General features: G+C 45.5%; 20 protein-coding genes. 14 read left to right on the top strand and 6 right to left on the bottom strand.

What is annotated here, in order from left to right:
• The first annotated feature begins 154 nt into the window (after window positions 1-154).
• Window positions 155-718 (top strand): YdeI/OmpD-associated family protein, encoded by a 564-nt coding sequence (locus C0033_RS16340; protein ID WP_103228958.1) that lies wholly within the window; start codon window positions 155-157, stop codon window positions 716-718.
• A gap of 55 nt (window positions 719-773) precedes the next feature.
• Window positions 774-3,869, top strand: coding sequence for an AAA domain-containing protein (locus C0033_RS16335; protein ID WP_347501148.1), 3,096 nt, complete (start codon window positions 774-776; stop codon window positions 3,867-3,869).
• Between the two features lie 118 nt (window positions 3,870-3,987).
• On the opposite strand, the gene C0033_RS16330 is transcribed toward C0033_RS16335, so the two are convergent.
• The gene (locus C0033_RS16330; RefSeq protein WP_103228956.1) at window positions 3,988-4,518 is read right to left on the bottom strand and encodes a nitroreductase; all 531 of its coding nucleotides are present in this window, start codon (window positions 4,516-4,518) and stop codon (window positions 3,988-3,990) included.
• Between the two features lie 209 nt (window positions 4,519-4,727).
• On the opposite strand from C0033_RS16330, the gene C0033_RS16325 reads away from it, so the two are divergent.
• From C0033_RS16325 to C0033_RS27130, 4 genes are all read left to right on the top strand, one after another.
• A complete protein-coding gene (locus tag C0033_RS16325) occupies window positions 4,728-5,168 on the top strand; it encodes an Rrf2 family transcriptional regulator (protein ID WP_103228955.1) in 441 nt (146 codons plus the stop codon).
• Between the two features lie 486 nt (window positions 5,169-5,654).
• Window positions 5,655-7,445 (top strand): glycerophosphodiester phosphodiesterase family protein, encoded by a 1,791-nt coding sequence (locus C0033_RS16320; RefSeq protein ID WP_180994774.1) that lies wholly within the window; start codon window positions 5,655-5,657, stop codon window positions 7,443-7,445.
• 93 nt (window positions 7,446-7,538) lie between these two features.
• Window positions 7,539-8,198 (top strand): HAD family hydrolase, encoded by a 660-nt coding sequence (locus C0033_RS16315; RefSeq protein WP_103228953.1) that lies wholly within the window; start codon window positions 7,539-7,541, stop codon window positions 8,196-8,198.
• A gap of 458 nt (window positions 8,199-8,656) precedes the next feature.
• The gene (locus C0033_RS27130; protein WP_103228952.1) at window positions 8,657-8,914 is read left to right on the top strand and encodes a hypothetical protein; all 258 of its coding nucleotides are present in this window, start codon (window positions 8,657-8,659) and stop codon (window positions 8,912-8,914) included.
• A 102-nt stretch (window positions 8,915-9,016) separates the two neighbouring features.
• On the opposite strand, the gene C0033_RS27660 is transcribed toward C0033_RS27130, so the two are convergent.
• The gene (locus C0033_RS27660; protein ID WP_278320757.1) at window positions 9,017-9,139 is read right to left on the bottom strand and encodes a hypothetical protein; all 123 of its coding nucleotides are present in this window, start codon (window positions 9,137-9,139) and stop codon (window positions 9,017-9,019) included.
• Window positions 9,140-9,406: 267 nt separating this feature from the next.
• Between C0033_RS27660 and C0033_RS16305 the strand changes: the two genes are divergently transcribed.
• From C0033_RS16305 to C0033_RS16290, 4 genes are all read left to right on the top strand, one after another.
• Window positions 9,407-11,383: a methyl-accepting chemotaxis protein gene (locus tag C0033_RS16305; protein WP_347501147.1), complete on the top strand. Its 1,977-nt coding sequence runs from the start codon at window positions 9,407-9,409 to the stop codon at window positions 11,381-11,383.
• A 73-nt stretch (window positions 11,384-11,456) separates the two neighbouring features.
• Complete coding sequence (locus C0033_RS16300; RefSeq protein ID WP_103228950.1) at window positions 11,457-14,762, top strand: hypothetical protein; 3,306 nt, start codon at window positions 11,457-11,459, stop codon at window positions 14,760-14,762.
• A 13-nt stretch (window positions 14,763-14,775) separates the two neighbouring features.
• A complete protein-coding gene (locus C0033_RS16295; RefSeq protein WP_103228949.1) occupies window positions 14,776-15,222 on the top strand; it encodes a hypothetical protein in 447 nt (148 codons plus the stop codon).
• A gap of 35 nt (window positions 15,223-15,257) precedes the next feature.
• Entirely contained in the window at window positions 15,258-15,599 is a 342-nt protein-coding gene (locus tag C0033_RS16290; protein WP_103228948.1) for an arsenate reductase family protein, read from the top strand.
• Window positions 15,600-15,636: 37 nt separating this feature from the next.
• Here the strand turns inward: C0033_RS16290 and C0033_RS16285 are convergent, their stop codons facing one another.
• From C0033_RS16285 to C0033_RS16275, 3 genes are read right to left on the bottom strand one after another with little or no spacing between them, the layout of a single operon-like run.
• Entirely contained in the window at window positions 15,637-16,209 is a 573-nt protein-coding gene (locus C0033_RS16285; RefSeq protein WP_103228947.1) for a chromate transporter, read from the bottom strand.
• The gene (locus tag C0033_RS16280; protein ID WP_103228946.1) at window positions 16,206-16,775 is read right to left on the bottom strand and encodes a chromate transporter; all 570 of its coding nucleotides are present in this window, start codon (window positions 16,773-16,775) and stop codon (window positions 16,206-16,208) included. The genes C0033_RS16285 and C0033_RS16280 overlap by 4 nt, the downstream gene beginning before the upstream one ends.
• A 22-nt stretch (window positions 16,776-16,797) precedes the next feature.
• A complete protein-coding gene (locus C0033_RS16275) occupies window positions 16,798-17,313 on the bottom strand; it encodes a hypothetical protein (RefSeq protein WP_103228945.1) in 516 nt (171 codons plus the stop codon).
• A 213-nt stretch (window positions 17,314-17,526) separates the two neighbouring features.
• Here C0033_RS16275 and C0033_RS16270 point away from each other — a divergent pair, with 213 nt between their 5' ends.
• On the top strand, window positions 17,527-18,441 hold the full coding sequence (locus C0033_RS16270; RefSeq protein ID WP_103228944.1) for a LysR family transcriptional regulator: 915 nt from the start codon (window positions 17,527-17,529) through the stop codon (window positions 18,439-18,441).
• Between the two features lie 167 nt (window positions 18,442-18,608).
• A complete protein-coding gene (locus C0033_RS16265) occupies window positions 18,609-18,911 on the top strand; it encodes a hypothetical protein (protein ID WP_103228943.1) in 303 nt (100 codons plus the stop codon).
• A gap of 100 nt (window positions 18,912-19,011) precedes the next feature.
• Here the strand turns inward: C0033_RS16265 and C0033_RS16260 are convergent, their stop codons facing one another.
• A complete protein-coding gene (locus C0033_RS16260) occupies window positions 19,012-20,247 on the bottom strand; it encodes a polysaccharide deacetylase family protein (RefSeq protein WP_242984523.1) in 1,236 nt (411 codons plus the stop codon).
• Window positions 20,248-20,878: 631 nt separating this feature from the next.
• Between C0033_RS16260 and C0033_RS16255 the strand changes: the two genes are divergently transcribed.
• Together C0033_RS16255 and C0033_RS16250 are read left to right on the top strand one after the other, a co-directional pair.
• Window positions 20,879-22,486 (top strand): FGGY-family carbohydrate kinase, encoded by a 1,608-nt coding sequence (locus tag C0033_RS16255; RefSeq protein WP_103228942.1) that lies wholly within the window; start codon window positions 20,879-20,881, stop codon window positions 22,484-22,486.
• Window positions 22,487-22,545: 59 nt separating this feature from the next.
• Window positions 22,546-23,250, top strand: coding sequence for an L-ribulose-5-phosphate 4-epimerase (locus C0033_RS16250; RefSeq protein ID WP_103228941.1), 705 nt, complete (start codon window positions 22,546-22,548; stop codon window positions 23,248-23,250).
• Window positions 23,251-23,298: the final 48 nt, after the last annotated feature.

The following is a 23,298-nucleotide window of genomic DNA, read 5'->3' as shown; positions in this document are numbered from 1 at the left end:
GTTTTTTTGTATGGCGTGATTCTTGATATGGACGGTTGGTTATAAATATAGTACACTGAATTTATAGAAAAATTGTGGGGGACTGAACAATTACGAGATTTCTGTAAAATGAACGGAGCCAATGAATTACTATAGAATATAAGGAGACCGCTGCATGAATGATCCGTTGTATTTTAACACACGCCATGAATTTAGAGAGTGGCTTTTAAAAAATTGTCTGTCCAATGACGGCGTATGGCTGCTTTTTGGAAAAACCAAGGAATTTTCGGCTTTAAAAGCCGGTGAAGCCCTTGAAGAGGCTTTATGTTTTGGCTGGATCGATGGTTTAATGAAAAAGGTTGATGACAAAACATATGTAAAGTATTTTTCCCCGCGCCGTAAAAACAGTAAATGGTCTGAGAAAAATAAGGCGTTGGCTGAAAATTTAGAAAAGCGCGGATTAATGACCGATTTTGGCAGGACTAAGATAGAGGAAGCCAAGAAAAATGGCCAGTGGGATAGCGCCGGTAAACCAGCTGAAATTACAGATGAGCAGATCGAAACGGTAAACAGTCTGCTGAAACAAAATGAAGATGCATATAATAACTTTCAGGGAATGTCTCCATCTGTGAAAAAGACATATACCAGAGCTTATTTTGATGCCAAGACGGAGGACGGGCGTTCGAATCGGTTGGCATGGATGATAGGGCGGCTGGAAAAAAACTTGAAACCCATGTGAGTTCCTGCAAAATGACGGCGAATGCCTGTCAGGCGGACGCAGGCTGGAAAAATGCGTGAGATATCCCTATACCGATCAGGATGAACGACTAATAGGAGGCATAAGCGAAAAGACTATGGATGCCATTTGCCGCGATATATTCAAAGCCATCCACGAAGGAAAGTGGCTGTCGATTGAGTACCGCAATAAACAGGATAAAATTACAAAATATTGGATAGGGATTCTGAACCTTAATGCGTCAAAGCGGACTCTGGAAGTGGAGGGGCTTCATTTGGGGCGCTGTTCCATAGATAATTTCCGTTTGATTTATATAGACTCCATTCTTTCCTCCCAGATAATCGAAGGTTCTTACTGCCCGGTCAATCAGGCCCTTGTTCAGGATATTCATCTAAATCCCCATAAATACAAACCGCTGTTTGACCACGTGTCCAATTTGAAAATATTGAGCTATCTGGAAGACTGTAACAGGATGGATGCAACGCCCTATAAGGCGGATTATACACTGGTGCGGTATCTTGACAGGGAGAGCTTTCAAGGTGACGTCTATCCTCTGGACGATGAGCAGTTTCGTTGGATTGTGAAAAATTTTCAGACGAAAGCGGAGATGAGTAAGGAAGACGGGAAGAAGCTTTCAATCCAGCAGTTAGCCATGAATGTGATAAGCATCCATACCACGCGCGGTTTGTATGTGCTGGCATACCGGAAACTGGCGCTGGATGTAAAGCGGCGGTGCCTCAAGCCGGATGAAGATATTACAATCTGTACGGAATTTACCATTGACGGGGTAAAGGAGAGCGTCCGTAAATATCTGGATGCGGAAGATTACGAATTGCTCCAGGATTTTGAACAGAATCAGGAGAAGATTAAGGATTCCATAACCAAATTCAATCCTAAGATTTTTGGGGTAGATGATATGCCTTATATAATCGGATTGGGAATAGATGTGGCTCTTGATCTGCATAAAGAATACCATGCCGTGATGGATATGTACCGGAACGGGAACGTGGAGGTGCCGCTGAAAGCATTTTTCGGCGATTTTCTGGAGCGCCCGGTGAGCAGGAGGACGATGCCTATTGTGCTTTTGGATAAGAGGATTAATCTGGACCAGCTGCTTGCCATCCATAATGCGATGAAATATCCCATGACCTATGTTCAGGGACCGCCCGGGACGGGGAAGACCAATACCATCATCAATGCGGTGATCACGGCATTTTTTAACGGCAGAACGGTTCTGCTTACGGCATATAATAACCATCCCATCGACAGTGTTCTGGAGAAGATGACTTCCATGCGTTACCGGAAGGATAGGATTCCATTTCCTATCATACGGCTGGGGAATGCGGAAAAAACAAGAGCGGCTCTGGCATACATGAGGCAGATGTATGAGCAGGTAAAAGGGATTTCCGTATTTGAGAAAACTCTGGATAAAAAGAAAGACGACAGGGCGAAGCGGGCCAGACATTTATCGGAATTGTTGAAAAGATATGAAGAGGTTCTGGAATTAAAGGAGAGAAGCGAGACGATCCGGCGAATGCTGGAGTATAACCGACAAGTGGGGGCAGCTATGCAGATGCTGCCTTTTGAAGCCGATCTGGAAGGGCGGCAGTTGGAAAAAGTAAACCGGAGAATAGAAAAAATTGGTACCATATCGGATGAAGATGCGTTTAAACTGCTGACGGATGACATTGAAGAGCTGAAAAAATACCTTTATTATACCTCGGCGAAATATATTAAAAAGATCGACAGCCCCAAGAATGAAAAGCTGAAAGACATCCTGTTTATGGAAAAAGAGGACGACCGGCTGTCTGAGTTTAATCTGTATTTAAGTGATGAAAAAAACTTGGAGAATTTTTTGGAGATATTTCCCATCGTGGCAACGACCTGCATTTCAGCGCATAAACTGGGCAGCCCTAAAGCTTATTTTGATATGACGATTATGGACGAAGCCAGCCAGTGCAATACTGCGGTAGGGCTGGTTCCGGTTATCCGTGGGAAAAACCTGATGCTGGTAGGAGATCCCCAACAGCTGAATCCGGTAATCCTGCTGGATGAGGTCACAAACCAGAAGCTGCGTAAAAAATATGCCATATCCGAAGAATATGATTATCGGAAAAATTCAATTTATAAGACATTTCTGGCCTGCGATTCCGTAAGCGATGAGGTGCTTTTGCATAACCATTACCGCTGCAATAAAAAGATTATCGGTTTTAATAATAAGAAATATTATAATTCCAAGCTGCTGATCCATACGAAAAGTTCGGAAGAACAGCCGCTGGTATATGTAAATATTGCGGATGGAAAGACCAATTATAAAAATACCGCGCCTGCTGAAGTGGAAGAGATCATCCGCTATGCGGCTCTCTATAAGGATAAAAGCATTGGGGTGATCACTCCATTTGTCAATCAGCGGAAAGCCATCGAACAGAGGCTTCAGGAGGAGCGTTTGCAGAATGTGGCCTGCGGCACGGTGCACGCATTTCAGGGAGACGAAAAGGATATTGTGCTTTTCTCCACGGCAATTACGGATGAAACCCACGCAGGGACTTATGAATGGCTGAAAAATAACCGGGAGCTGATCAATGTGGCCACCTCCCGGGCTAAAGAAAAATTAATTGTCCTGTCGAATACGGAAAATCTGGAGCGCCTGCATCAGCAGGGCGGAGACGATGATCTGTACGATTTAGTCCAGTATGTCAAAAGCAACGGCACCTCCAATGTTGCCGGGAAAGAGACAAATTCCAGAGCATTGGGAATAAAGCCGTTCAGCAGCGCCACGGAGGAAGCATTTCTGGCTAATTTGAATCATGCGCTGGACAATATCTGGCTTTCCCAAAACCGTTTTACCGTGGAAAAGGAAGTGTCGGTTGCCCATGTGTTTGGAGAAAATGTGAACTACAGCGATTTATTCTATGCCGGGCGGTTCGATTTTGTGGTGTATGAACAGAGAGATCAGCAGAAATATCCGGTGTTGGTGATTGAACTCGATGGGAAAGAGCATTATGAAAATGATGTGGTGATGGCCAGGGATCGGAAGAAGCAGTCGATATGCGATGCGCACAATATGCAGTTAATCCGCGTGGAGAATTCTTATGCCAGGCGGTATCAGCATATTAAAGGGATTTTAGAACAGTATTTTAAAGTAATGCATTAAAAATGGGCCTGCAAATCCATATACAGTTAACAAAGAGGATGCAGAAAAGGAGAGGGAACCGAGACGGATATCTTTTCGTCAAGGCTCCCTTTTTTATGCATATAATTTCAGTTATTAATTAATCAATTTCAACAATATATCCGTTTTTACGAGGAGCGGCATCCGGATGTGCGCCTTCCGGATATCCTAACGCAATGGTGGCAACTCCCAGAAGATTGTCAGAAAGTCCCCATTGGCGCAGAAGCGCTTTGCCGTCCTCTGATTCAAACATCTCTTTACCGCGGTGAATCCAGCAGGAGCCAAGTCCGGCTGCATAGGCGGCATTCATTAAGTTACCGGCGACCAGGCTGGCGTCCTGTACAGGGGCATAGCCGTCCTTTGGCGCCAGAACGACGAGAATGGTCGGCGCTCCGTAATACGGATGCGGCATTTTCGGTGAGTTTAAAACCTGCGCATTCATGGAATCCAGTTTTGCCACAGTGTCCGGGTTTTGGACTGCCACGATCACCGGGGCCTGGGTTCCTGCGGCTGTAGGCGCGTAGGTTCCTGCTTCCAGTACTGTGCGCAGTTCTTCTTTTGTGACCTGATCCGGTTTGAATTTGCGGATGCTTCTTCGGTTCTTTAATACTTCCAGTGCTTCTTTCTTCATGATAAAGACCTCCTGCTGTTTGATATGTAATAACATTTGTAGCTTTGTGCACTACAAATAGATTATACACCGGCTTAATTGTAGCGTCAATAGCTACAATTGACTTTCCCCATAAAATAGCGTAAAATAATTACTGTTCATCGCTGGAGCCGGATCAGACGGAAAGCGGTGAACCGTAACGTCAATACATACACATGGAGGGCTGGAGTATGAAGATGAGCACCCAATTTACCGTATCCATTCAGATGCTTATGATTATTACGGTTTTTAAAGATAAAAAGATAACCAGCGAAACACTTTCGCAAAGCACCGGTGCCAACCCGGTGATGATCCGTCAATTGTACGGGAAATTAAAAAATGCAGGCATATTGAATGTTTCCACCGGCATGGGAGCGACTACCTTGGCAAAACCGCCGTCTGATATTTCATTATGGGATATTTACATCGCGGTCGAAGGCTATAACCCCAATGAACTGTTTCAGTTTCATCCCAAGATATCGGACGGCTGCCAGATCGGCCGCTTCTTTAAAGAGATCTTGAGCGTCCATTTGGATGAGGCGGTGTTGGCGATGGGGGAAAAATTGGCGGCAATATCATTAGAGCAATTATTAAATGAATGGAACGCGATTAACATAAATAGGGAATCGTGATAAATTCTCCATCTTAGAGAAGAAAGATTCACGCGTCTCTGCCTGGATATTTAAAATATGGACTGCTTCTGCACCGGAAAACGATGTGGGGCAGTCTTTTTCATATGGTAGGATTCGGGTGTCAAAAGGTCTTGTCCCCGCAAGTTGTCTGAATCGTTTGCAGGGTTCGGAACTAAGAAATTCTAAGACCGCCGGATTTTGCTAAAAGCGAGACGAAAATGCAGAACTCGCTGCGCTCAGACATGCTGTCATTTTCGTCTCAACGCAAAATCCGACAGTCTAAGGATTCCTAAATTCCTGCACATGTAAACAATTTAGACAACTTGTGGGGACAAGACCTTTTGACACCCGAATCATGGTAGGAAAGTGATTCTATGATATAAAAAGCACCCTGCCTCCTAATAAGAATACCACAAGCAGTTCTGCACATAATGAATATATCAACAGGAAAGCGACGGCACCGGAAGCAGTATGAAGAACTTCAGAATGATTTTAAAAATAATCTTCAAAAACTGGACATCTCTGATCTATTTCGAGATTGCCTATAAAACATTTGGATTTACCATAGTATTCTCTTTTATCCGGCATTTATTGAGTCTTCTGCCGGCCTCTGCCGGCTTGGGATATCTGAGCCAGGAAAATATAGGGGAGCTGTTTAAAAGCCCGGCCGCTGTTTTCATATGCCTGGCCGTGCTGTTTTTGACAGCGCTTTATACTGCATATGAAATAATCGCCTTTATGGTGTTATGTGAATATGGGTGGCATGATAAGAAAATTTCGCTTTTTCAGATGTGCGGACAGGCGGCGTCAAAGACCGTCCAGCTGATAAAACCGTCAAAAATCGGCGTGACCGTAATGCTGCCGGTGCTGATGTTTTCTGTATTTTCTCCAATAAGCGGATATCTGAAAAATATTCGCATACCGGGATTTATATTGAAGTTTTTAGGAGATAATCCTGTATTATTTGGCATATTTATCGGATTGCTCCTTCTGTTTCACATTCTGCTTTTGCTGTATTTGTTTGGTGTTCCGGCTTTGCTTTTTGAAGGGATTTCGTTCCGGGAATCATGGAAGGAAAGCTTAAAGCTTCTGCGAAGAAGAAAGATCAAAATAGCTGCAGAGGTGATTGGGCTGACGTTCTGCTTCATAATCTTATTCCTGGCATTGTCGTCCGCCTTTATGTTGTTTGCCGGATTCTATACAAAGCTGGTTTATGCCGGCGGGAGCGGCCGTTATGTATTACGGTTGAATCTTGTGGGCTGGCTGAGGGTTATACAGATTGTGGGAAGTATTTTGACGTCCGCATTTCTATGCGGGACCATCATGGTATTTTACCATCAGTGCAGAGGTGAATCCCGCCAGGCATCATTTTTGGGGGCTGAAAAGAAGGGCGGGGCATTTAGACGAGCGCTTTTTCGACTGTGCAATATGGTCCTTTTGGTCTATCTGCTGTTTATATATAGTGAGACCGAGATTGACGGAGGGTTGTTGCCTTACGATTTCGGTTCGCCTATGATCATCGCCCACCGGGCCGGAGCGGCATTTGTTCCGGAAAATACCATCGCAGCCCTGCATTCCGCCATTGAAGACGGTGCGGATGCGGCGGAAATTGACATTCAGCAGTTGGGGGATGGGACTTTGATTGTAATGCATGACACCAACTTTAAACGGACGGCTGGGGTGAATCTGAATGTATGGGACGCAGATTATGAAATGCTGCAGGAACTGAATGCAGATTCCGGAAGAGAAGCGGTTCCTACTCTGGAAGAATTTTTACGGGAGGCCAAAGGAAAGATACGCCTGATGCTGGAACTGAAGGCGAGCGGTCATGAAAATGGGATCGAATCTGGGGTTTTGCAGCTGGTTCGCCGGTACAACATGGAAAATCAGTGCATGATAGCTTCTATGGACTTGAATATCTTAAAACGAATCAGGGAAATGGATTCGGAAGTGGAGACGGTTTATATCTCCGCAATCCTGATTACCGGTAAAGATAATTTAAACGCCGTGGACGGATATAGTGTCGAGACAACTTCCCTGACGCAGGAAATGGCAGCCCTGGCACATTTCCAGGGAAAGAAAATCTACGGCTGGACCGCAAATTCCGGACATGCGATAAAAAAGATTTTACGGTGCGGTGCAGACGGCATCATTACGGATAATGTGCTGTACGCGGAATTTTTTATGAAGGAGTATGGAAATAATCTACTGGCAGAGGACATCGTAAGCCTGTTTTATGGGGAAGAAAATTGGCAGGAGTTGAAGGCGGATGACTGAAATCATACGGACGAGTCACTTGATATAAGCGGGAAAACGTGTTAAGATGCAAACCAGAAGGCATCTGGCATCGCATAAAAGGAGACAGTACACATGAAAGCAGTATTTATGGATTATACAGGAACAACCGTCCAGGAGAAGGGGCCGGAGATCAAAGAAGTCGTAATGAGGATATGCAAAAACAGCTCTCTGAAAGATCCCGGGAAGGTCATGGAACTTTGGTGGACAGGCCTGAGAAAGTATGAGGAAAACAGTTATCTAAACACCTATTTATCAGAGGATGAAATTGTGGACCGTCTGCTGGGGGAATTTAAAAAGGAGATTCAGCTGGAGGATAATCTGGAGGAACTGCATGCGTTGATTCAAGGATTTTGGGTCAATGCTCCGCTTTTCCCAGATGTGAAAGCATTTTATAAAAAATGTCCGGCCCCAATATATGTTATCAGCAACAATGGAGTTCAATATGTGGAAAAGGCGCTGGCAAAACATGAACTAACTCCGGCGGGAATTGTCTGCGCCGATATGGTACACGCATATAAGCCCCGTAAGGAAATCTTCGAAAAGGCATTGGAACTTTGCGGATGCAGGGCAGACGAGGTCATTCATATCGGTGATTCTTATTCATCTGATGTACAAGGGGCCAGAGCAGCAGGCATTAAACCGGTTCTCATACAGCGAAAAGGCGGAGACCAGGCTCCGGATGTTCTCTGCATAAAGGACCTAGGCGAAATAAATTTCTCCCTTTTACTTTAAGGGGGGATGTAAATCTTTGTTTAGTTAACTAAGGGACGCCGGAAAGAAGGGGAAACCTGGGCGGGCGGCGGAAATGGAAACGGATAGGGGATTCGGGTTACGACCCTAAGTGATACTAGGCCGCCAAGAGCGGAAAAAGGCAGCGCGGCGCCATTCACGATGAACTCTTTATGACTTCATCGTTCAGTGGCGCCTCAAATACTGATTCGGAATACAGTATTTGTCTGCCTTTTTCCGCACTTGCCGACCAAGTATCACTAAGGGTCTGCACACGATCCCCTATCCGTTTCCATTTCCGCCGCCCGCCCAGGTTTCCCCTTCTTTCCGGCTGGTGCTTGGCTGGCTAAGGATAAAAAAGATTTGGTGGATTGTGAGTAAATTTTACATCAAGGGTGAAGGCTTTTTCAGAAATGCCTTCACCCTTTAATGTAAAGGGTGAGGTCTTTTAGTGAAATGCTTTGACGTTTAAAGTAAAATCTGAAGGCATTTCTGAAAATCCTTTGACAATCTATGTAAATGTGATTCTGCATAAATACCGAAGCATAACCATTGTTTTTAACCAGGCCAGCGAAAACCAGCACGGAATCGGGAGGAGGAACCGGGAAACGAAGGGCGGAGGGGCCGTTTGGGCCGGGGAAGGAAGATGCAGCCGGATGGGATCGTATGGAACCCCTGTAGTGCTACTTAGGTCCGTAAGGACAGAACGAGGCAGGTAGAAACTGATTTCCGTCTCAGTTTCTAAAGCGCCGTTGAGCAGCGAAGTCATCAAGAGTTCGCCGCGAATGGCGCTGGCCTGCCTCGTTCTGTCCTTACGGGCCTTAGTAGCTCTTAGGGGCGAATCCCGAATCCCATCCGGCTGCATCTTCCTTCCCCGGCCCAAACGGCCCCTCCGCCCTTCGTTTCCCGGTTCCTCCTCCCGATTCCGTGCGTCCCCCTGCCAATTCAGGTAAATAACAATGAAGTGCGTTGCCTTTTTCAGGGGGGATGGTATAATAAATTGTATGAATGTTAAGCACAATATTAGATGATTTTCATAAGGCAGATCAGATAATTATAGGTGTAAGGCCGTATGAGCGGTAAATACATTTGCAGGTTTAATTATAAAGAATAATGGGGGTAAATTAATGACAAATAATTCAAGTCAGCCAGTGGGGAAAAGGATGAAAGCAGTAGGCAGGGGAAAGGAATCGATTTCTTTTAAAATCAATATGAGTATTTTGGCTGTTTTAATTCCGTCATTGGTGATTTTGATTGTCACTTCCTGTATTATGGTATCGCAGGCTATTTCAAATCTGAACACGAAAGTTTTGGATGCCCAGGCGGATTATGCGGTGTCCATTGTGGATGATTTTTTCAGCGGGAAGGTTGCTGCGGTCAGCATGTTTGAGGAGGACGGCAGACTTCAGGCGTATTTCGGCAGCGTTTTAAGCCCTGAGGACATCGGGACATATGAGAAACGGGATGAGATTTTGAAGATACTTTCAAGCGCGTTGGAGCGCATGTCTGAAGAAGAGGTCATGCAGGTGTGGGCGGCTGACGTGAAAACGGACAGTTATCTGCTTTCCACCGGGGAGGTGGTGAAGGCGGATTTGAGGGATACCGGCTGGTATAAGAAAATTCTTGAAAGCAAAGAGGTTGTAGTGTCAGAGCCTTATCAGGACCCGGCGACGAAGGAGGAGATTGTCTCCGTGGTGGCGCCTGTATTTTCACCGGACGAATCAGAGGCGGAGGGATACTTTGGTTTCGATGTTTATGTAAGCAGTCTCACCAAGCTTCTTTCCGGGATAAAAATCGGCGACAATGGTTATCTGGAACTGATTTCCAAGAAATCGGATTATATCTACAGCGATGATCCGTATGCGACAGGGAAAAATATATCTGACCTGAATATATCTGAAAGTTATAAAGAAAAGATCCTTAACAGATATAATGGCATTGTGGATTTTCATTATAATGGCATTGACTATACGTCCATGTTTTGTAACAGCGAAGTGACCGGATGGCTTGCGGCGGCTACGCTGCCTATGTCTGAGGTAAACGCTACCAGGAATCAGCTGATAACGGTTTTAGTATTGCTGGCATTTGTTATTCTGGCGGTTTTAATCGCTGTTATTGTGATAATAATCCGGAAAATGATGAGGCCTTTGTCTGAGATCAGCGATAATATGAAAGAGTTCTCCCAGGGAAATCTGGAGGTGGATATACAGATACATAGTAAGGATGAGATCGGACTTATGGCTGACAGCGTGCGCGCGTCCATTCAGGCTTTAAAAGAGATGATAAACGATGTTTCCTATCTGCTGGGAGAAATTTCAAATGGGAACCTGGATCTGACGGTGGATGGGGAATACATTGGAGATTTCCGGTTTATCCGCGATGCGTTGGAGAAGATTATAAGTTCTCTGAACCTTACGATGGGGCAGATTAATGTTTCCGCAGAACAGGTATCCTGCGGTTCAGAGCAGGTTTCAGCCGGCGCCCAGGCGCTTTCGCAAGGGGCTTCCGAACAGGCGGGCGCGGTGGAAGAGCTGGCTGTCAGCATCAGCGAGATTTCCAATCAGATCACATCAAATGCTGAAAATGCGGCGGATGCCAATAAGCAGGCATATTCCGTGGAAAATGAAGCGGTTAAAAGCAATCTCAGGATGAAGGAGATGCTGGCTGCGATGAAGGACATTTCAGAGAGTTCACGGGAAATAGATAAGATTATTAAAGTGATTGAAGATATTGCATTTCAGACCAATTTGCTGGCTTTGAATGCAGCGGTGGAAGCTGCGCGGGCAGGAGAAAGCGGCAGAGGATTTGCCGTTGTGGCGGGAGAGGTCAGAAACCTCGCTTCTAAGAGCGCGGAGGCCTCCAAGAATACCACTGTTTTGATAGAAAATTCCTTAAACGCTGTGGAGAGAGGGAAGAAGATTGCAGACGAGACTGCAAAATCCCTAGAGACAGTTGTGGCAGGGGTTAAGACTGTGGTGGAGGCGATTGACGGCATTTCCGAAGCTTCAAGCGATCAGGCGCGTTCCGTAGAGCAGGTAACCCAGGGAATTGAACTGATTTCCAACGTTGTACAAGTTAATTCGGCAACCGCTGAAGAAAGCGCGGCGGCCAGCGAAGAATTTTCCGCCCAGGCTCTTCTTTTGAAGGAATGGATTGGTAAGTTTCAGCTGAGAAAAGACATGAAATAGTTATTAAGCGGAAATACCATAAAAGATAACCAGGATTTGCTATAATGGTTTCATGACTGACTGAGGTGATAGAGTGAGCGGTTACAATTTTCATGATATATTTGAAGCTCTGGAATTCCAGGACTTTGCGAGAGATATGATCCAGGTCAGGGATAATCTCAGATTTGAATCATTTGGCGAGGGAAAAGACGGCGGGATGGATGCCCGGTGTCTGGGAGAAGACGGCTTCTGTACGATTTTGCAGGCAAAACGTTGGAAAAATACTTCTGTTCTGCACTTGAAAGAGCTGAAGGCAGAAAAGGAGAAGATGGATCTGATAAAACCGGACCGCTATATTCTGGTGACCACTCAGAATTTTTCGCCTCTTCAAAAGCAGAGGATCAAAGAATTATTTGAACCTTATATTCTGCGGGAAGAGGATATTGTGGGAGAAAATGACCTGAATAATTATTTGAGCGGCTTCGGAGGTCTCTATTCCAAGGTAGAAGAAAAATATTTTAAATTGTGGATACAAAATACCGATATGTTAAAGCGCGTGCTCCAGGAAACGGTTTATGGGGCGCTGATGGAAGAGTCCAGGATTGAACTAAAGAATGCGGTTGAAAACGCCGGGACTTTTGTGGAAACCCAGGTCTATTATAAGGCGCTGAACCAGTTGAAGAAAAACAAGGTGATCATCATATCCGGGGAACCGGGAATGGGAAAGACGACATTAGCATACCAGCTTTCCCTCTATTACCGTTTTAAAAAGCAATATACCACGTTTGTCTGGGCAAATGAGGTGGAAGATCTTTACCGGGCTCATCAGATGAGCGGAAAGAAAGTCGTGATTTATGATGATTTCTGGGGCGGTAATGCGTGGAAACGGATGGAGGCGGGACGGGAAGAAGGCCGCCTTCAAAGGTTTATCGATCTGGTTCAGAAGAGCGATGATTTTATTCTGATCATGACCACCAGGGAATACGTTTTGGAACAGGGATTGAAGCAGAATGAGGACATGCGGCGGAATATGGAAAAGAACAAGCTGGAGTGCAGGCTGGAGGACTATTCAAATGTGGAAAAGGTAAAGATCTATCTGGAACATTTGAAGAAAGCCATGCTGACGCCGGATCAGCTAAACGAGCTGTTTCACATGCACCGCAGCATTGTTTCTTCGCCCAATTATAATCCCCGTGTGATCGGAGCATTTGTAAAAGATATTGTTACGCCGGAGATGAGGCCGGAAGAGTGCAGTGATCAATTTTTGAATTATTTGAGAAATCCCAATGATTTTTGGAAAAAGATATTTGGTGATCTGTCGCCGGAGGCACGAGCGCTTTATGTGGCTCTTTATTTGATGCCGGTTCCGGTGGAATTGGACTATGTAAAAGCGTGTTATACGAAATTGCTGCCGTTTTTTGGAAATCCGGTGAACATTAAAGAGTTTGGCCGGGTGATTGCGGAACTGGAACGGACTGTAATTAGAACAGATCCCTATTTAAATAATGATAGAATTATTGTAAAGTTCCGGAATCCGTCGGCGAGAGATTTTATGCATGAGTATCTGATGCAGAATATGGAGCAGCAAAAGGGATTGCTGCTTGAAAGCTGCGGCTATTTCTTTCAATGCATTCAGCTGCTGGAGCTTTTAGATGAGGCCGGAGGAGTAAACAGTTTTTATCATAAAGTGATGGAGCGGGCGATCGCTCTCATCAATTCCGAGTCCATGTTTTTGTGGAAGCAGAGAGAAGCGCTTCAAGCCGGAGAACGGTATTATTACCAGTCGCTCCCACAGTCGGAAGCCGGTTACAGCCGGGTATACCAGATTATATCTTTATACAGGGAAGAAAAGTGCGGAAAATTAAGACCCTGGTTTGTTTCTGTTTTTAACATAGTGCTGGATAAGCTAAAAAAGACTCCTTGGAAAATGAATGGAGAGGATATTATAAAATTTCCTGAAATCGCAGTCTGTGCACTGGCACAAGGCATTTTTGAGGATGAAGAGCAGTTGATCTCCGCTTATTTCCATGCGGCCATGAAAAACAGGATGCGCATTGAGGACGAGCCTTTTCACATCGAGTACAGCAAATCCTGGAATGACTATGTGGAAAAGAATAAAGATGCAATCGGAAAATATCTGGAGATCTTTTACCGGGGTGAGATGTGCATGGCTGCGGCCGAGGGGGATATCTATCTGTTTGCCGATTTGGAAGATGCCAGAATCGAGGATTTTAATAAGTATGATCTGACAATGAGTGATGAGTTTCAGAAGACGGTGATGCGTTATGATCAATGGCTGGATAATGTGGATTTAGAGGACGATGAGCCGGAGGACGATGAAGATTTAGAGGACGAGAAGCAATACGATTCCATCGTATCCCGGTTTGAAGCGGAATTTCTGGGGAAACGGTTTAATTATATTGAAGATATTTCCGAATACATTTTGCAGGTGCCCCTACCTGAAGAGGTAAAGAATGAACTTTTAAGGATCAGAGAGGAATGGGAGCCGTGGTATTGGTATGAGTTTGTAAGATTTGAAGAACCGCTGACATTTTTGCTGGCAGTTATTGAAAGGCAGGGAAGGCTGGCATCCGGCTTGAAAGAGGCATTGGAGGATATCTTTCAGTTTATAGGCGGATGTATGGGCTGCGGCGGACTGGAAGCGGCGGAGTACATTTACGGCCTTGGGGAGGAAGATACAGGAGAATTGATCTGGACCCGTAAAATGCTGACAGAGAAAGCGGAAGAATTATTGGAGCCAAAGGAGGGCTGGATTGATACTCTGGAAAACAGCGGAATTCTCCTGAGTCTTGGCAAATGGTATTGTTTTTCCAATAATATTATTCTGGTTTTAGCTTATCTCAGGAAGAAATTGGATCACACCGGCACTCTGGCTTTGGAATACAGCCGTGATTTAAAGAATATATGCTCTGGGGCGATGACCCGGTTATGGCGTATTTATGAAAGTCAGATGGACCAGGGGCTTTTAGAACTTGACGGCGCCGGCTTTGAGAAGCATATCATCCGGCCTGCGGCGCAGGAATTCTGCAGTAAAGTGGAGGGGGAAAATGACCGTGAAACCCTGCATAACATTCTTTTTGATCTGTCCTATTCGTTTGATATTGATGAAAATGGGGATGTGTCGGGCTCGGAAGGTTCATATGACAGAGTCTTCAATGCTTTGGAAGAAGCGGAGATTTTGTCAGTAGACGATATCATTCCATGGGAGCTGGATGAAAACCAGAAGAATCTGCTGAAGAAAAATGGTTTTTATGAATCCGGGGATGGAGAAAAAACCATTGAACTTTTGGAGCTGGAGAAAAAAGGCCTTCTGGACGCCCTTGGAATATCGGCTGGGGTTTGGCAGTTATGGAAGACATTAAAACAGTATACGGAATGAGGCGGGATGAAAAATGATAGATGAAAAAAGGATCGAGGCACTGAAGCAGAAACTTCTGGAGGCAGCCGGAAAATATTCCGACCACAGAGAATACGAAACCCGGCTGGAAAACCTGGAAGAACTTTATGATGAAACTACGGAAATCTATGATTATGATGTCTGGATGGGAAGGTCCCATGGAAATATAGCTGATAAAGCGACGGAGATGCTGAGAATCACTGTAAATATTTTCCGTGAACTGGAAGAGGCTGCAGAACAGGAGCTTTACCTGGTCACTCTGGAAATCGCCGGCCTGGATGAGGATTCTCAAAAGGAAATTTGGGGAATGGTTCTGGATAAGGAGAAGATAACAGAAGACTGGTTTAGCGACAGGCTGATCGATTGGGAATATGAATATTCACAGGATGAGGCTCTGGAAGAATTTCTGCAGTTGATGAAGGAAGAAGACAGCGAAGATTAATAACGGCAGCAATAGGAAATAGCAGGAGGCTTGATATGAACATACAAATATTTGGAAGAACAAAATGTTTTGATACAAAAAAGGCGCAGCGCTACTTTAAAGAGCGGGGAATCAAGGTTCAGTTCATCGATCTGAAAGAAAAACCCATGAGCAAAGGGGAATTTAACAGTGTAAAGCAGGCCGTCGGCGGCTATGCAAAGATGATCGATGAAAATTGTAAAGATAAAGACCTTCTGGCTCTGATCCAATACATCGCCGAGGAAGACAAAGAGGAAAAGATACTGGAAAACCAACAGGTTTTGAAAACTCCTTTGGTGAGAAACGGAAAGAAGGCCACTGTTGGTTATCAGCCGGATGTGTGGAAAACTTGGGAATAAAAATGTAAGTTTGTGGATGAAAGCCGGCGCGGTCAGTTTAGAGGAAACTGACCGCGCTTTGATAGATTACTTCTACAATTCCGCAGGAGACCATAACTTTAATGGGATCGGTTTTCCATTTGCGCAGAAGGATTACCGCGCCGATAAAGTAGATAACCGGCCTGAGCTGGAAGTTTCCGCTCAGGAATCCGATATGTCCGCTGGAAAAAAAGGCGGGAATCAGGATCGTAATGCCAGCTGTCAGGATCATGGCGACAACGGCTGGGCGCAGGGATTCCAGGACGCCCTGCATTAAGGTTAAATCCCTGTATTTTGTATAGATTTTGGCGAGAATCGTTACGAATATGCAGGATGGCAGAATGCACCCCAGCGTTGCGATAAGCCCGCCCGGAATACCGGCGATCTGATTGCCCACAAAGGTTGCGGAGTTCACTGCGATAGGGCCCGGGGTCATCTCGGCGATAGTGATTAAATCCGTAAAATCGGTCATTGTGAGCCAGTGATATTTATCAATTACCTGTGCCTGAATCAGGGGCATGGCGGCGTAACCGCCTCCGAAACTGAAGGCGCCGATTTGAAGAAATGCTAAAAAAAGTCTGATATAGGTCATGACGGTACCCCTCCCCTTTTATGTTCACGGTATAGTGTGCGGACGACTCCTAAAAGTGCGACCAGAAGTATGATAAAGATAACATTTACTTTGGCGTAGTAATTGGCGATAAATGCGGCGGCCATGATGACCAGTAAAATGGGGTCTCTTGTTTTTGTGACGCTGCTTCCCATATCATATACTACCGAGATGATGACTGCGCCAACCCCGGACCGCATTCCATTTAACAAAGCTTGAATGAAGAAATTGGATTTAAATGCGGTGTAGAAAAATGATACGATAGTCAGGATCAGAAACGGCGGTATGATCGCTCCTAATATTGCACAGCTGATTCCTGGTAAACCGGCCAGTTTGTAGCCGACCACAATCGCCCCGTTCACTGCAATTGCTCCGGGCGAAGACTGGGCGATCGCAACTAAATCCATCATTTCCTCTTCGTCAATCCAGTGCAGGTCATCCACGAATTTATTTTTCAACAGTGTGACGATTACGTAACCGCCGCCAAATGTAAATGCACTCAGATATAAAGTCGATAAGAACAGTTTTCTTAAAATATGTTTTTCCATTTTTGTTTACCCTTTATTCTTTCTAAACAACCATAAATTCATTTTCTTTATCCAGGAACCGGCAGAAGACGAACATTCCCATGACAATGCAGGAATCAAAATCTTTATAGATAACCGTATTCCATCCGCCGCCGATGTCATTGTGAATGATTTCCATCACGCTGCAGTCTTTTTGGTCTTTCATCACAAAATTCTGGCTGTTCAGCATTTTCAGTTCGTAAGTCGAATCCTGCATATTGATGTGTAGGCGGTTAACACGGGGCGCATGAGAAACGGGCCAAGGATCGGCGCCTTCCGCATATTCCGGATGGCCTTCCGCGATGATGTGATCTGCCTCGTCTTTCAGCAGATATTTCCTGCTGTCCAATTTCCCGTCCTTTTGTTTCTGTTCAATTTCCGCTTTTAAAATGGAGTTGTCTTTGGAAGAAATTATGGTTTTATTTGTGGAATAAAACGGCCCTTTGATGTAACACAAACAGATTTCCTGTTGATTTTTCTTTCGCAGATACAGCTTTCCAAAATGAATGTAGTAATTCATAATCTCCCTCCTCATGGATGAATCGCGTTGTTGTTCATATCCCCGGCGGTCTTTGCCGCCCGTTCAGGTTCCGGCAGTTTGCAGAACCTTTCCGGTTTGGGTTTCGGATATGAGCACTTCTTCTTAACTTCAATATATCACTTGTGCGTATATAAAAAAAATAATATAATCATATAATAAACATAACGTTTTTATTATATAGGGAGGCGGACTATGACGATTCGGCATGTTCACATATTTCTATCCGTCTGTGAGTGCGGAAACAATCTGACCAAGGCGGCAGAAAAACTGTATATGGCCCAGCCGGCAGTTACGCTGGCCATAAAAGAGATTGAAAAATACTATGGCGTAAACTTATTTGACCGTATCGGAAAGCGCCTGTACATAACCGAGGCCGGCAAACAATTCAGAGAATACGCGCTGCGCATCTCAACTCTGTTTGACGATATGGAAAAAGGGCTTAAAAATTGGGATTCTTTTGGGATTTTGAGAATTGGGGCCAGCATCACCATCGGATCACAGTTCATGGCAAACTATGTGGAAGCGTTTAATAAATCATACCCCAATGTAGATGTAAGGGTTTTGATCGACACTTCGGATACGTTGGAACAGAAATTGCTGAACAATGAATTGGATTTTGTTTTAAATGAAAGCTCGGTACACCAGGAAAATCTGATCGCGGAAGCCTATATGGAAGATACGCTGGCTGTTATCACACCTGCCCGTCAGCCGTTTTATTCCGGTCAGACGATGACCAAGGAAGAGTTTAAGAAGCACCGTTTCCTTCTGAGAGAACACGGAAGCGGAACCAGGGAAGTGTTTGAACAGGTCATGGCCGTCAATAATATGTCCATAACCCCCATGTGGGAAGCGATGAGCACCACCGCACTTGTGAATGCGGTGATTCACGGCCTGGGCATCTCCGTAGTGCCCAGACGCATGGTGTCAGGCCCTTTGAAAAAGGGAATGATCTACATGGCGGAAGTGGAGGGAATTGAGTTTAAACGTTGCTTTTACATCGTTTATCACAGAGATAAACTGCTGTCCAAATCGATTCAGAGCTTTATTAACTTATGTAAATGCTATGAATTGGATTACCCGATTCCCAAATATAACGGGTTATTTTAGGCGGCGGTTCGTTCTTGGCTTTGGGTATGGGGCCGGGCCGGAGGGGGGATATCCCGTGTCCGCCTGTCACGTTTCAACCTTAACGATTCCTTAATGGCAAAATTCATAATTTAGTCATAAACCGGTAATAGAATTTTCCTATATCAAGTTGATAGGAGGATAATATTATGGGAAATGAGGTAAAAGAAATCAGCCGCAAAGAATACGCATGTGTGGCAATCATTTTAATTGCGGTATTTGCGGTTATTATGGCGGGAGCCCTTGTTATGGCATACTTAATTCATCAGGCTCCGGCATTGACCGGCATGGTTTACGATAAAGTGACGCTGCCGCAGGCCCTGCACTTTGTTACAGGATTGAAAGGCATTTTCCGTATGTTCATGGTGTTGGTTTGCTGTGTGCCGGTGTCTGTGATCTATTATGGACTGCTTTTAGGGCTGGCGAGATATGGGGCGAGATATAACGAGTGAGATTTACATCAAACCTCAAGGCTTTTCCGGAAATGCCTTGACGATTTAACGTAAAACGTGAAGGCTTTTCTGAAAAAGCCTTCACGCTTGATGTAAAAAATCACCTAATATTAAAGTATACCTTCCCAGGTTCCATCCCAATTCCCTTTGCCGCATACATTTCGCTTACGGTCACCAGCTGAAACCCCTGTGCAATCAGCTGTGGAACCGCTTCTTCAAATGCTTCCGCGGTGCTGGGATACAGATCGTGCATCAGAATGATATTTCCGTCTTTCGCATGGGAGAGAATGGATGCCAGCGCGGACGCTTTATCCTTATTCTTCCAGTCTTCCGTATCCACATTCCATTGAATAATCGGGTAATTGACCAGTTCGGCCACCTGTCCCTGATAAGCGCCGTAAGGCACCCGGACCAGTTTTGGACGGTAGCCGGTTACGGCCTCAACCGCATCATTGGTCATCTCTATCTGGGCCAGCACCTCTTCCGGGGGGAGTTTTTCCAGGTTTTTATGATTGTAAGTATGGTTTCCAATCTCAGAACCGGTGGTATAAATCCGGGTCAGTGTTTCTTTATAATCATCTACACGGCTGCCGACGATGAAAAATGTAGCCCGTCCTCCATTAGATTCCAAAACATCCAATATCCTCTTATCCACTTTTGTATAAGGCCCGTCATCAAAGGTAAATGCGATCATCGGTTTAGAACTGTCCACCGTTCCGGGTGATAATATGCTGTGAAGCTCCGGCGGCTGAACGGTATTTTCCACTGTTTCCGCCTGAGGGGCAATGTTCTGGGCTTCCGGAGCGGTTGGCGCTTCCGGAGCGATCGGCGCTTCCGGTGCGATCTGGGCTTGCGGCGGAACCGGAGTATCCAAAACCGGAGTCGGGGCATTGGGATCAAGGGCATCCACTTTTACAGCTACAGTCTCGTCAGAGGACGGTTCAGACGAAGTTTCAGCTTTTGACGCCTTTGACGATGCTTTTTCTGTCTCCGGTTTGGAAGAAGGCTTTGACGGCGAAGTTTCGTCAGAGGACAAGGCAGTCTGAGGCTGGGAATTCTCTATATCGTCAGGAAGCGTGCTTTCCGGCAAAAAGCTGCCGTCCGCATTGGCCGAAAGTTCCCGGCTTTGATTGTTTTTGTATATTCCTTTTGCATAGGGAAATGCATGGACAGCGCCTGCGACCAGCGCCAGAACGATGACCAGTTTCAGGCCGAAGAGCAGCGTGCCCTTCATCCGTTCCTCGCGCATCTTTTTTTCCCGCGCTTTGGCGGATGTGCGGGAAGGCGTTTTCGGCTTTTTCCCGGGTGCTTTTTTATTTTTTGTATTTTCCGTCATTTTAAGATCTCCCGTTTTATCAAATGTGTATATTAAATGCTCATTATATAAATTAGACGTATGAATTATCGGTTTTGTTTCAATTAAAAAATTAAAATCCAAAGGCTATGGATTTAACAGAATAAGAATTATGAAAGCCTATTAAGTTTACCATAAAAGAAGAAAAAATTATAGAACATAGAAGGTTAAGTTTTTATTTCCAACAGCAGTCCGTTACTATTTACAGCCCCTGCGGCCTCTGCCGTCCGTTCCGGTTTGGGCAGTTTGCAGGATCTTTCCTGTTCCGGTTTCGGGTATAAGCACTTCTAAACGTGCAGGATTTTTCTAAAAACCAAGGGAAATGTCCAAACTCGCTCCGCTCAAACAAGTGGACATTTCCCTTGAACGAAAAATTCTGCGCGTTAAGAATTGCTAATACCCTGCAAAGTCACAGGAAAGATCCTGCAAACTGCCCAAACCGGAACGGACGGCAGGGGCCGCAGGGGCTGTAACTAATAACAACAGTCCGGCCGGTCAGAAAATTGAGAAAGGTGCTGTACAACTGGAAAGAGTTACGATAGACTTAATATAATATGGGATGTTACAGAGCTGTTTGAAAATTACTGAATATAAATGACGGGAGGAACATTTTATGGGACTTAACAGAGAAGAATTAGTAAAAGCGATCCGGGAGGGGCGCACTTCCCTTGGTATTGAGCTGGGCTCCACCAGAATCAAAGCGGTGCTCACAGGGCCGGATCACACGCCTATCGCATCGGGCAGCCACGACTGGGAAAACCGGTATGAGGATCATATCTGGACCTACAGTCTGGAGGACATCTGGACGGGAATCAGGAACAGTTACAGCGCAATGGCGGGAGAAGTGGAGGAGCTGTATAAAACAGAGCTCACAACCATTGGTTCCATTGGCTTCAGTGCGATGATGCACGGATACATGGTATTTGACAGAGACGATAATCTGCTGGTGCCGTTCCGCACCTGGAGAAACACCATAACGGAGGAAGCATCGGAAAAATTGACCCGGCTGTTTCATTACCCGATTCCTCAGAGATGGAGCATTGCCCACCTGTATCAGGCTATGCTGAACGGGGAAATGCACGTATCCGATATCCATTTCCAAACCACGCTTGCTGGTTATGTTCACTGGAAAATGACCGGCCAAAAGGTGCTGGGAGTGGGGGAAGCATCCGGCATGTTTCCGATCGATCCGTCCACAGGAACCTATTACTCCAGCATGGTGAACCAGTTTGACCAGCTGGTTGAGGCAAATGGACTTTCCTGGCGTTTGGAAGACATTTTCCCCAAGGTATTAACAGCCGGAGAACAGGCGGGGACGCTGACAGAAGCAGGAGCCGTGCTTTTAGACAGTTCCGGACGATTACAGCCGGGAATCCCCCTGTGTCCGCCGGAAGGAGACGCGGGAACCGGAATGGCGGCCACCAATAGCGTGGCTGTACGAACAGGCAATGTATCTGCCGGAACATCCGTATTTGCTATGATCGTTCTGGAAAAAGAGTTGTCAAAGGTTCACCCGGAAATCGATCTTGTGACAACGCCGTCCGGAGATCCCGTGGCAATGGTTCACTGCAACAACTGCACGTCGGATCTGAATGCCTGGATTTCTTTGTTCCAGGAAGTTACGGAGTCATTTGGCATGAAAATGGACAAGGACCGGCTGTTTTCCGTGCTGTATCAAAAGGCGTTGGAAGGTGACCCCGAATGCGGAGGACTTCTGGCTTACAACTATTTTTCAGGCGAGCACATCACCGGTTTTGAAGAAGGAAGGCCGCTGTTTGTGCGCACACCGGAAAGCCGGTTTAATCTGTCCAACTTCATGAGAGTTCATCTGTTCACCGCTTTAGGGGCGCTGAAAACCGGTCTCGATATCCTTTTAAAAGAAGAGGGAATCAAGGTAGATAAGGTATACGGCCATGGCGGTCTGTTTAAGACAAAAGGCGTGGGACAGAAAATCATGGCGGCTGCTATGAATGCTCCTGTTTCCGTGATGGAGACAGCCGGCGAAGGCGGCGCCTGGGGAATCGCACTTTTGGCGGCTTATATGAAAGAGAAAAAAGAGGGTCAGACGCTTGTGGATTACCTGGCAGAAGAGGTGTTCGCCGGAGAAAGCGGGACCAGTATGGAACCGGACCCTGTGGATGTGGAAGGTTTCGATCAATTTATCGCCCGGTATGCAAAAGGTCTTTCGATTGAGCGGGCGGCTGTGGATCATTTGTCTTGAGTGAAGAAAGAATTTAGGAATATAAGCAGCTGATAAAAAATAAGAAGAGGTGTTCATTGATGTTAGAAGAACTGAAAAAACAGGTATACGAAGCCAATATGGAACTTCCAAGAAGGGGACTGATCACTTATACATGGGGAAATGTCAGCGGTATTGACAGGGAAAAAGGCTTGTTTGTGATAAAACCCAGCGGCGTGGACTACAGCATTTTAAAAGCCGAACATATGGTAGTCATGGATTTAGACGGCAATAAAATAGAGGGGGATTTAAATCCTTCATCGGATACGGCCACCCATTTAGAGCTTTATAAAGCATTTGGGGAGATCGGGGGAATTGTACATACCCATTCTCCGGCTGCAACCGCTTGGGCGCAGGCGGGAAGAAGCCTGCCTTGCTACGGGACTACTCATGCGGATTATTTCTATGGAGAGATCCCATGCGCCAGGAACCTGACGGAAGAGGAGATTGAGGATGGGTATGAAAAGAATACCGGCCTTGTAATTGTTGAGACGTTTAAAGGGAAAAATCCTGTTTATGTTCCGGCGGTGCTGTGTAAAAACCATGGGCCGTTTGCCTGGGGAAAGGATGCGGATGAGGCGGTGCACAATGCGGTGGTTTTGGAGGAAGTGGCGAAGATGAATTTTATGACGGAGATGCTGAACCCAAAGGCGGAACCGGCGCCGGAATGTATGCAGAATAAGCATTTTTTGAGAAAGCATGGGCCTGGGGCATATTATGGGCAGAAAAATTTACATAAAGGGTGAAGTCATTTTCGAAAAAGCCTTCACCCTTTAAGTTAAAACGTGAAGGCT

This window comes from Clostridium sp. chh4-2 (assembly GCF_002899675.1).
In the GTDB taxonomy this organism is placed as follows: domain Bacteria; phylum Bacillota; class Clostridia; order Lachnospirales; family Lachnospiraceae; genus CHH4-2.
Note: the sequence above shows the minus strand (reverse complement) of the source record. Positions and strands in the feature narration are given on the sequence as shown.

Excerpts from the sequence above, each read along its gene's own strand:
- C0033_RS16270 (WP_103228944.1), top strand. The coding sequence starts at position 17,527 with ATGACGATTCGGCATGTTCACATATTTCTATCCGTCTGTGAGTGCGGA.
- C0033_RS16265 (WP_103228943.1), top strand. The coding sequence starts at position 18,609 with ATGGGAAATGAGGTAAAAGAAATCAGCCGCAAAGAATACGCATGTGTG.
- C0033_RS16320 (WP_180994774.1), top strand. The coding sequence starts at position 5,655 with ATGATTTTAAAAATAATCTTCAAAAACTGGACATCTCTGATCTATTTC.
- C0033_RS16330 (WP_103228956.1), bottom strand. The coding sequence starts at position 4,518 with ATGAAGAAAGAAGCACTGGAAGTATTAAAGAACCGAAGAAGCATCCGC.
- C0033_RS16260 (WP_242984523.1), bottom strand. The coding sequence starts at position 20,247 with ATGACGGAAAATACAAAAAATAAAAAAGCACCCGGGAAAAAGCCGAAA.
- C0033_RS16255 (WP_103228942.1), top strand. The coding sequence starts at position 20,879 with ATGGGACTTAACAGAGAAGAATTAGTAAAAGCGATCCGGGAGGGGCGC.
- C0033_RS16305 (WP_347501147.1), top strand. The coding sequence starts at position 9,407 with ATGAGTATTTTGGCTGTTTTAATTCCGTCATTGGTGATTTTGATTGTC.
- C0033_RS16285 (WP_103228947.1), bottom strand. The coding sequence starts at position 16,209 with ATGACCTATATCAGACTTTTTTTAGCATTTCTTCAAATCGGCGCCTTC.
- C0033_RS16315 (WP_103228953.1), top strand. The coding sequence starts at position 7,539 with ATGAAAGCAGTATTTATGGATTATACAGGAACAACCGTCCAGGAGAAG.
- C0033_RS16280 (WP_103228946.1), bottom strand. The coding sequence starts at position 16,775 with ATGGAAAAACATATTTTAAGAAAACTGTTCTTATCGACTTTATATCTG.
- C0033_RS16340 (WP_103228958.1), top strand. The coding sequence starts at position 155 with ATGAATGATCCGTTGTATTTTAACACACGCCATGAATTTAGAGAGTGG.
- C0033_RS16295 (WP_103228949.1), top strand. The coding sequence starts at position 14,776 with ATGATAGATGAAAAAAGGATCGAGGCACTGAAGCAGAAACTTCTGGAG.
- C0033_RS16290 (WP_103228948.1), top strand. The coding sequence starts at position 15,258 with ATGAACATACAAATATTTGGAAGAACAAAATGTTTTGATACAAAAAAG.
- C0033_RS16325 (WP_103228955.1), top strand. The coding sequence starts at position 4,728 with ATGAAGATGAGCACCCAATTTACCGTATCCATTCAGATGCTTATGATT.
- C0033_RS16250 (WP_103228941.1), top strand. The coding sequence starts at position 22,546 with ATGTTAGAAGAACTGAAAAAACAGGTATACGAAGCCAATATGGAACTT.
- C0033_RS16275 (WP_103228945.1), bottom strand. The coding sequence starts at position 17,313 with ATGAATTACTACATTCATTTTGGAAAGCTGTATCTGCGAAAGAAAAAT.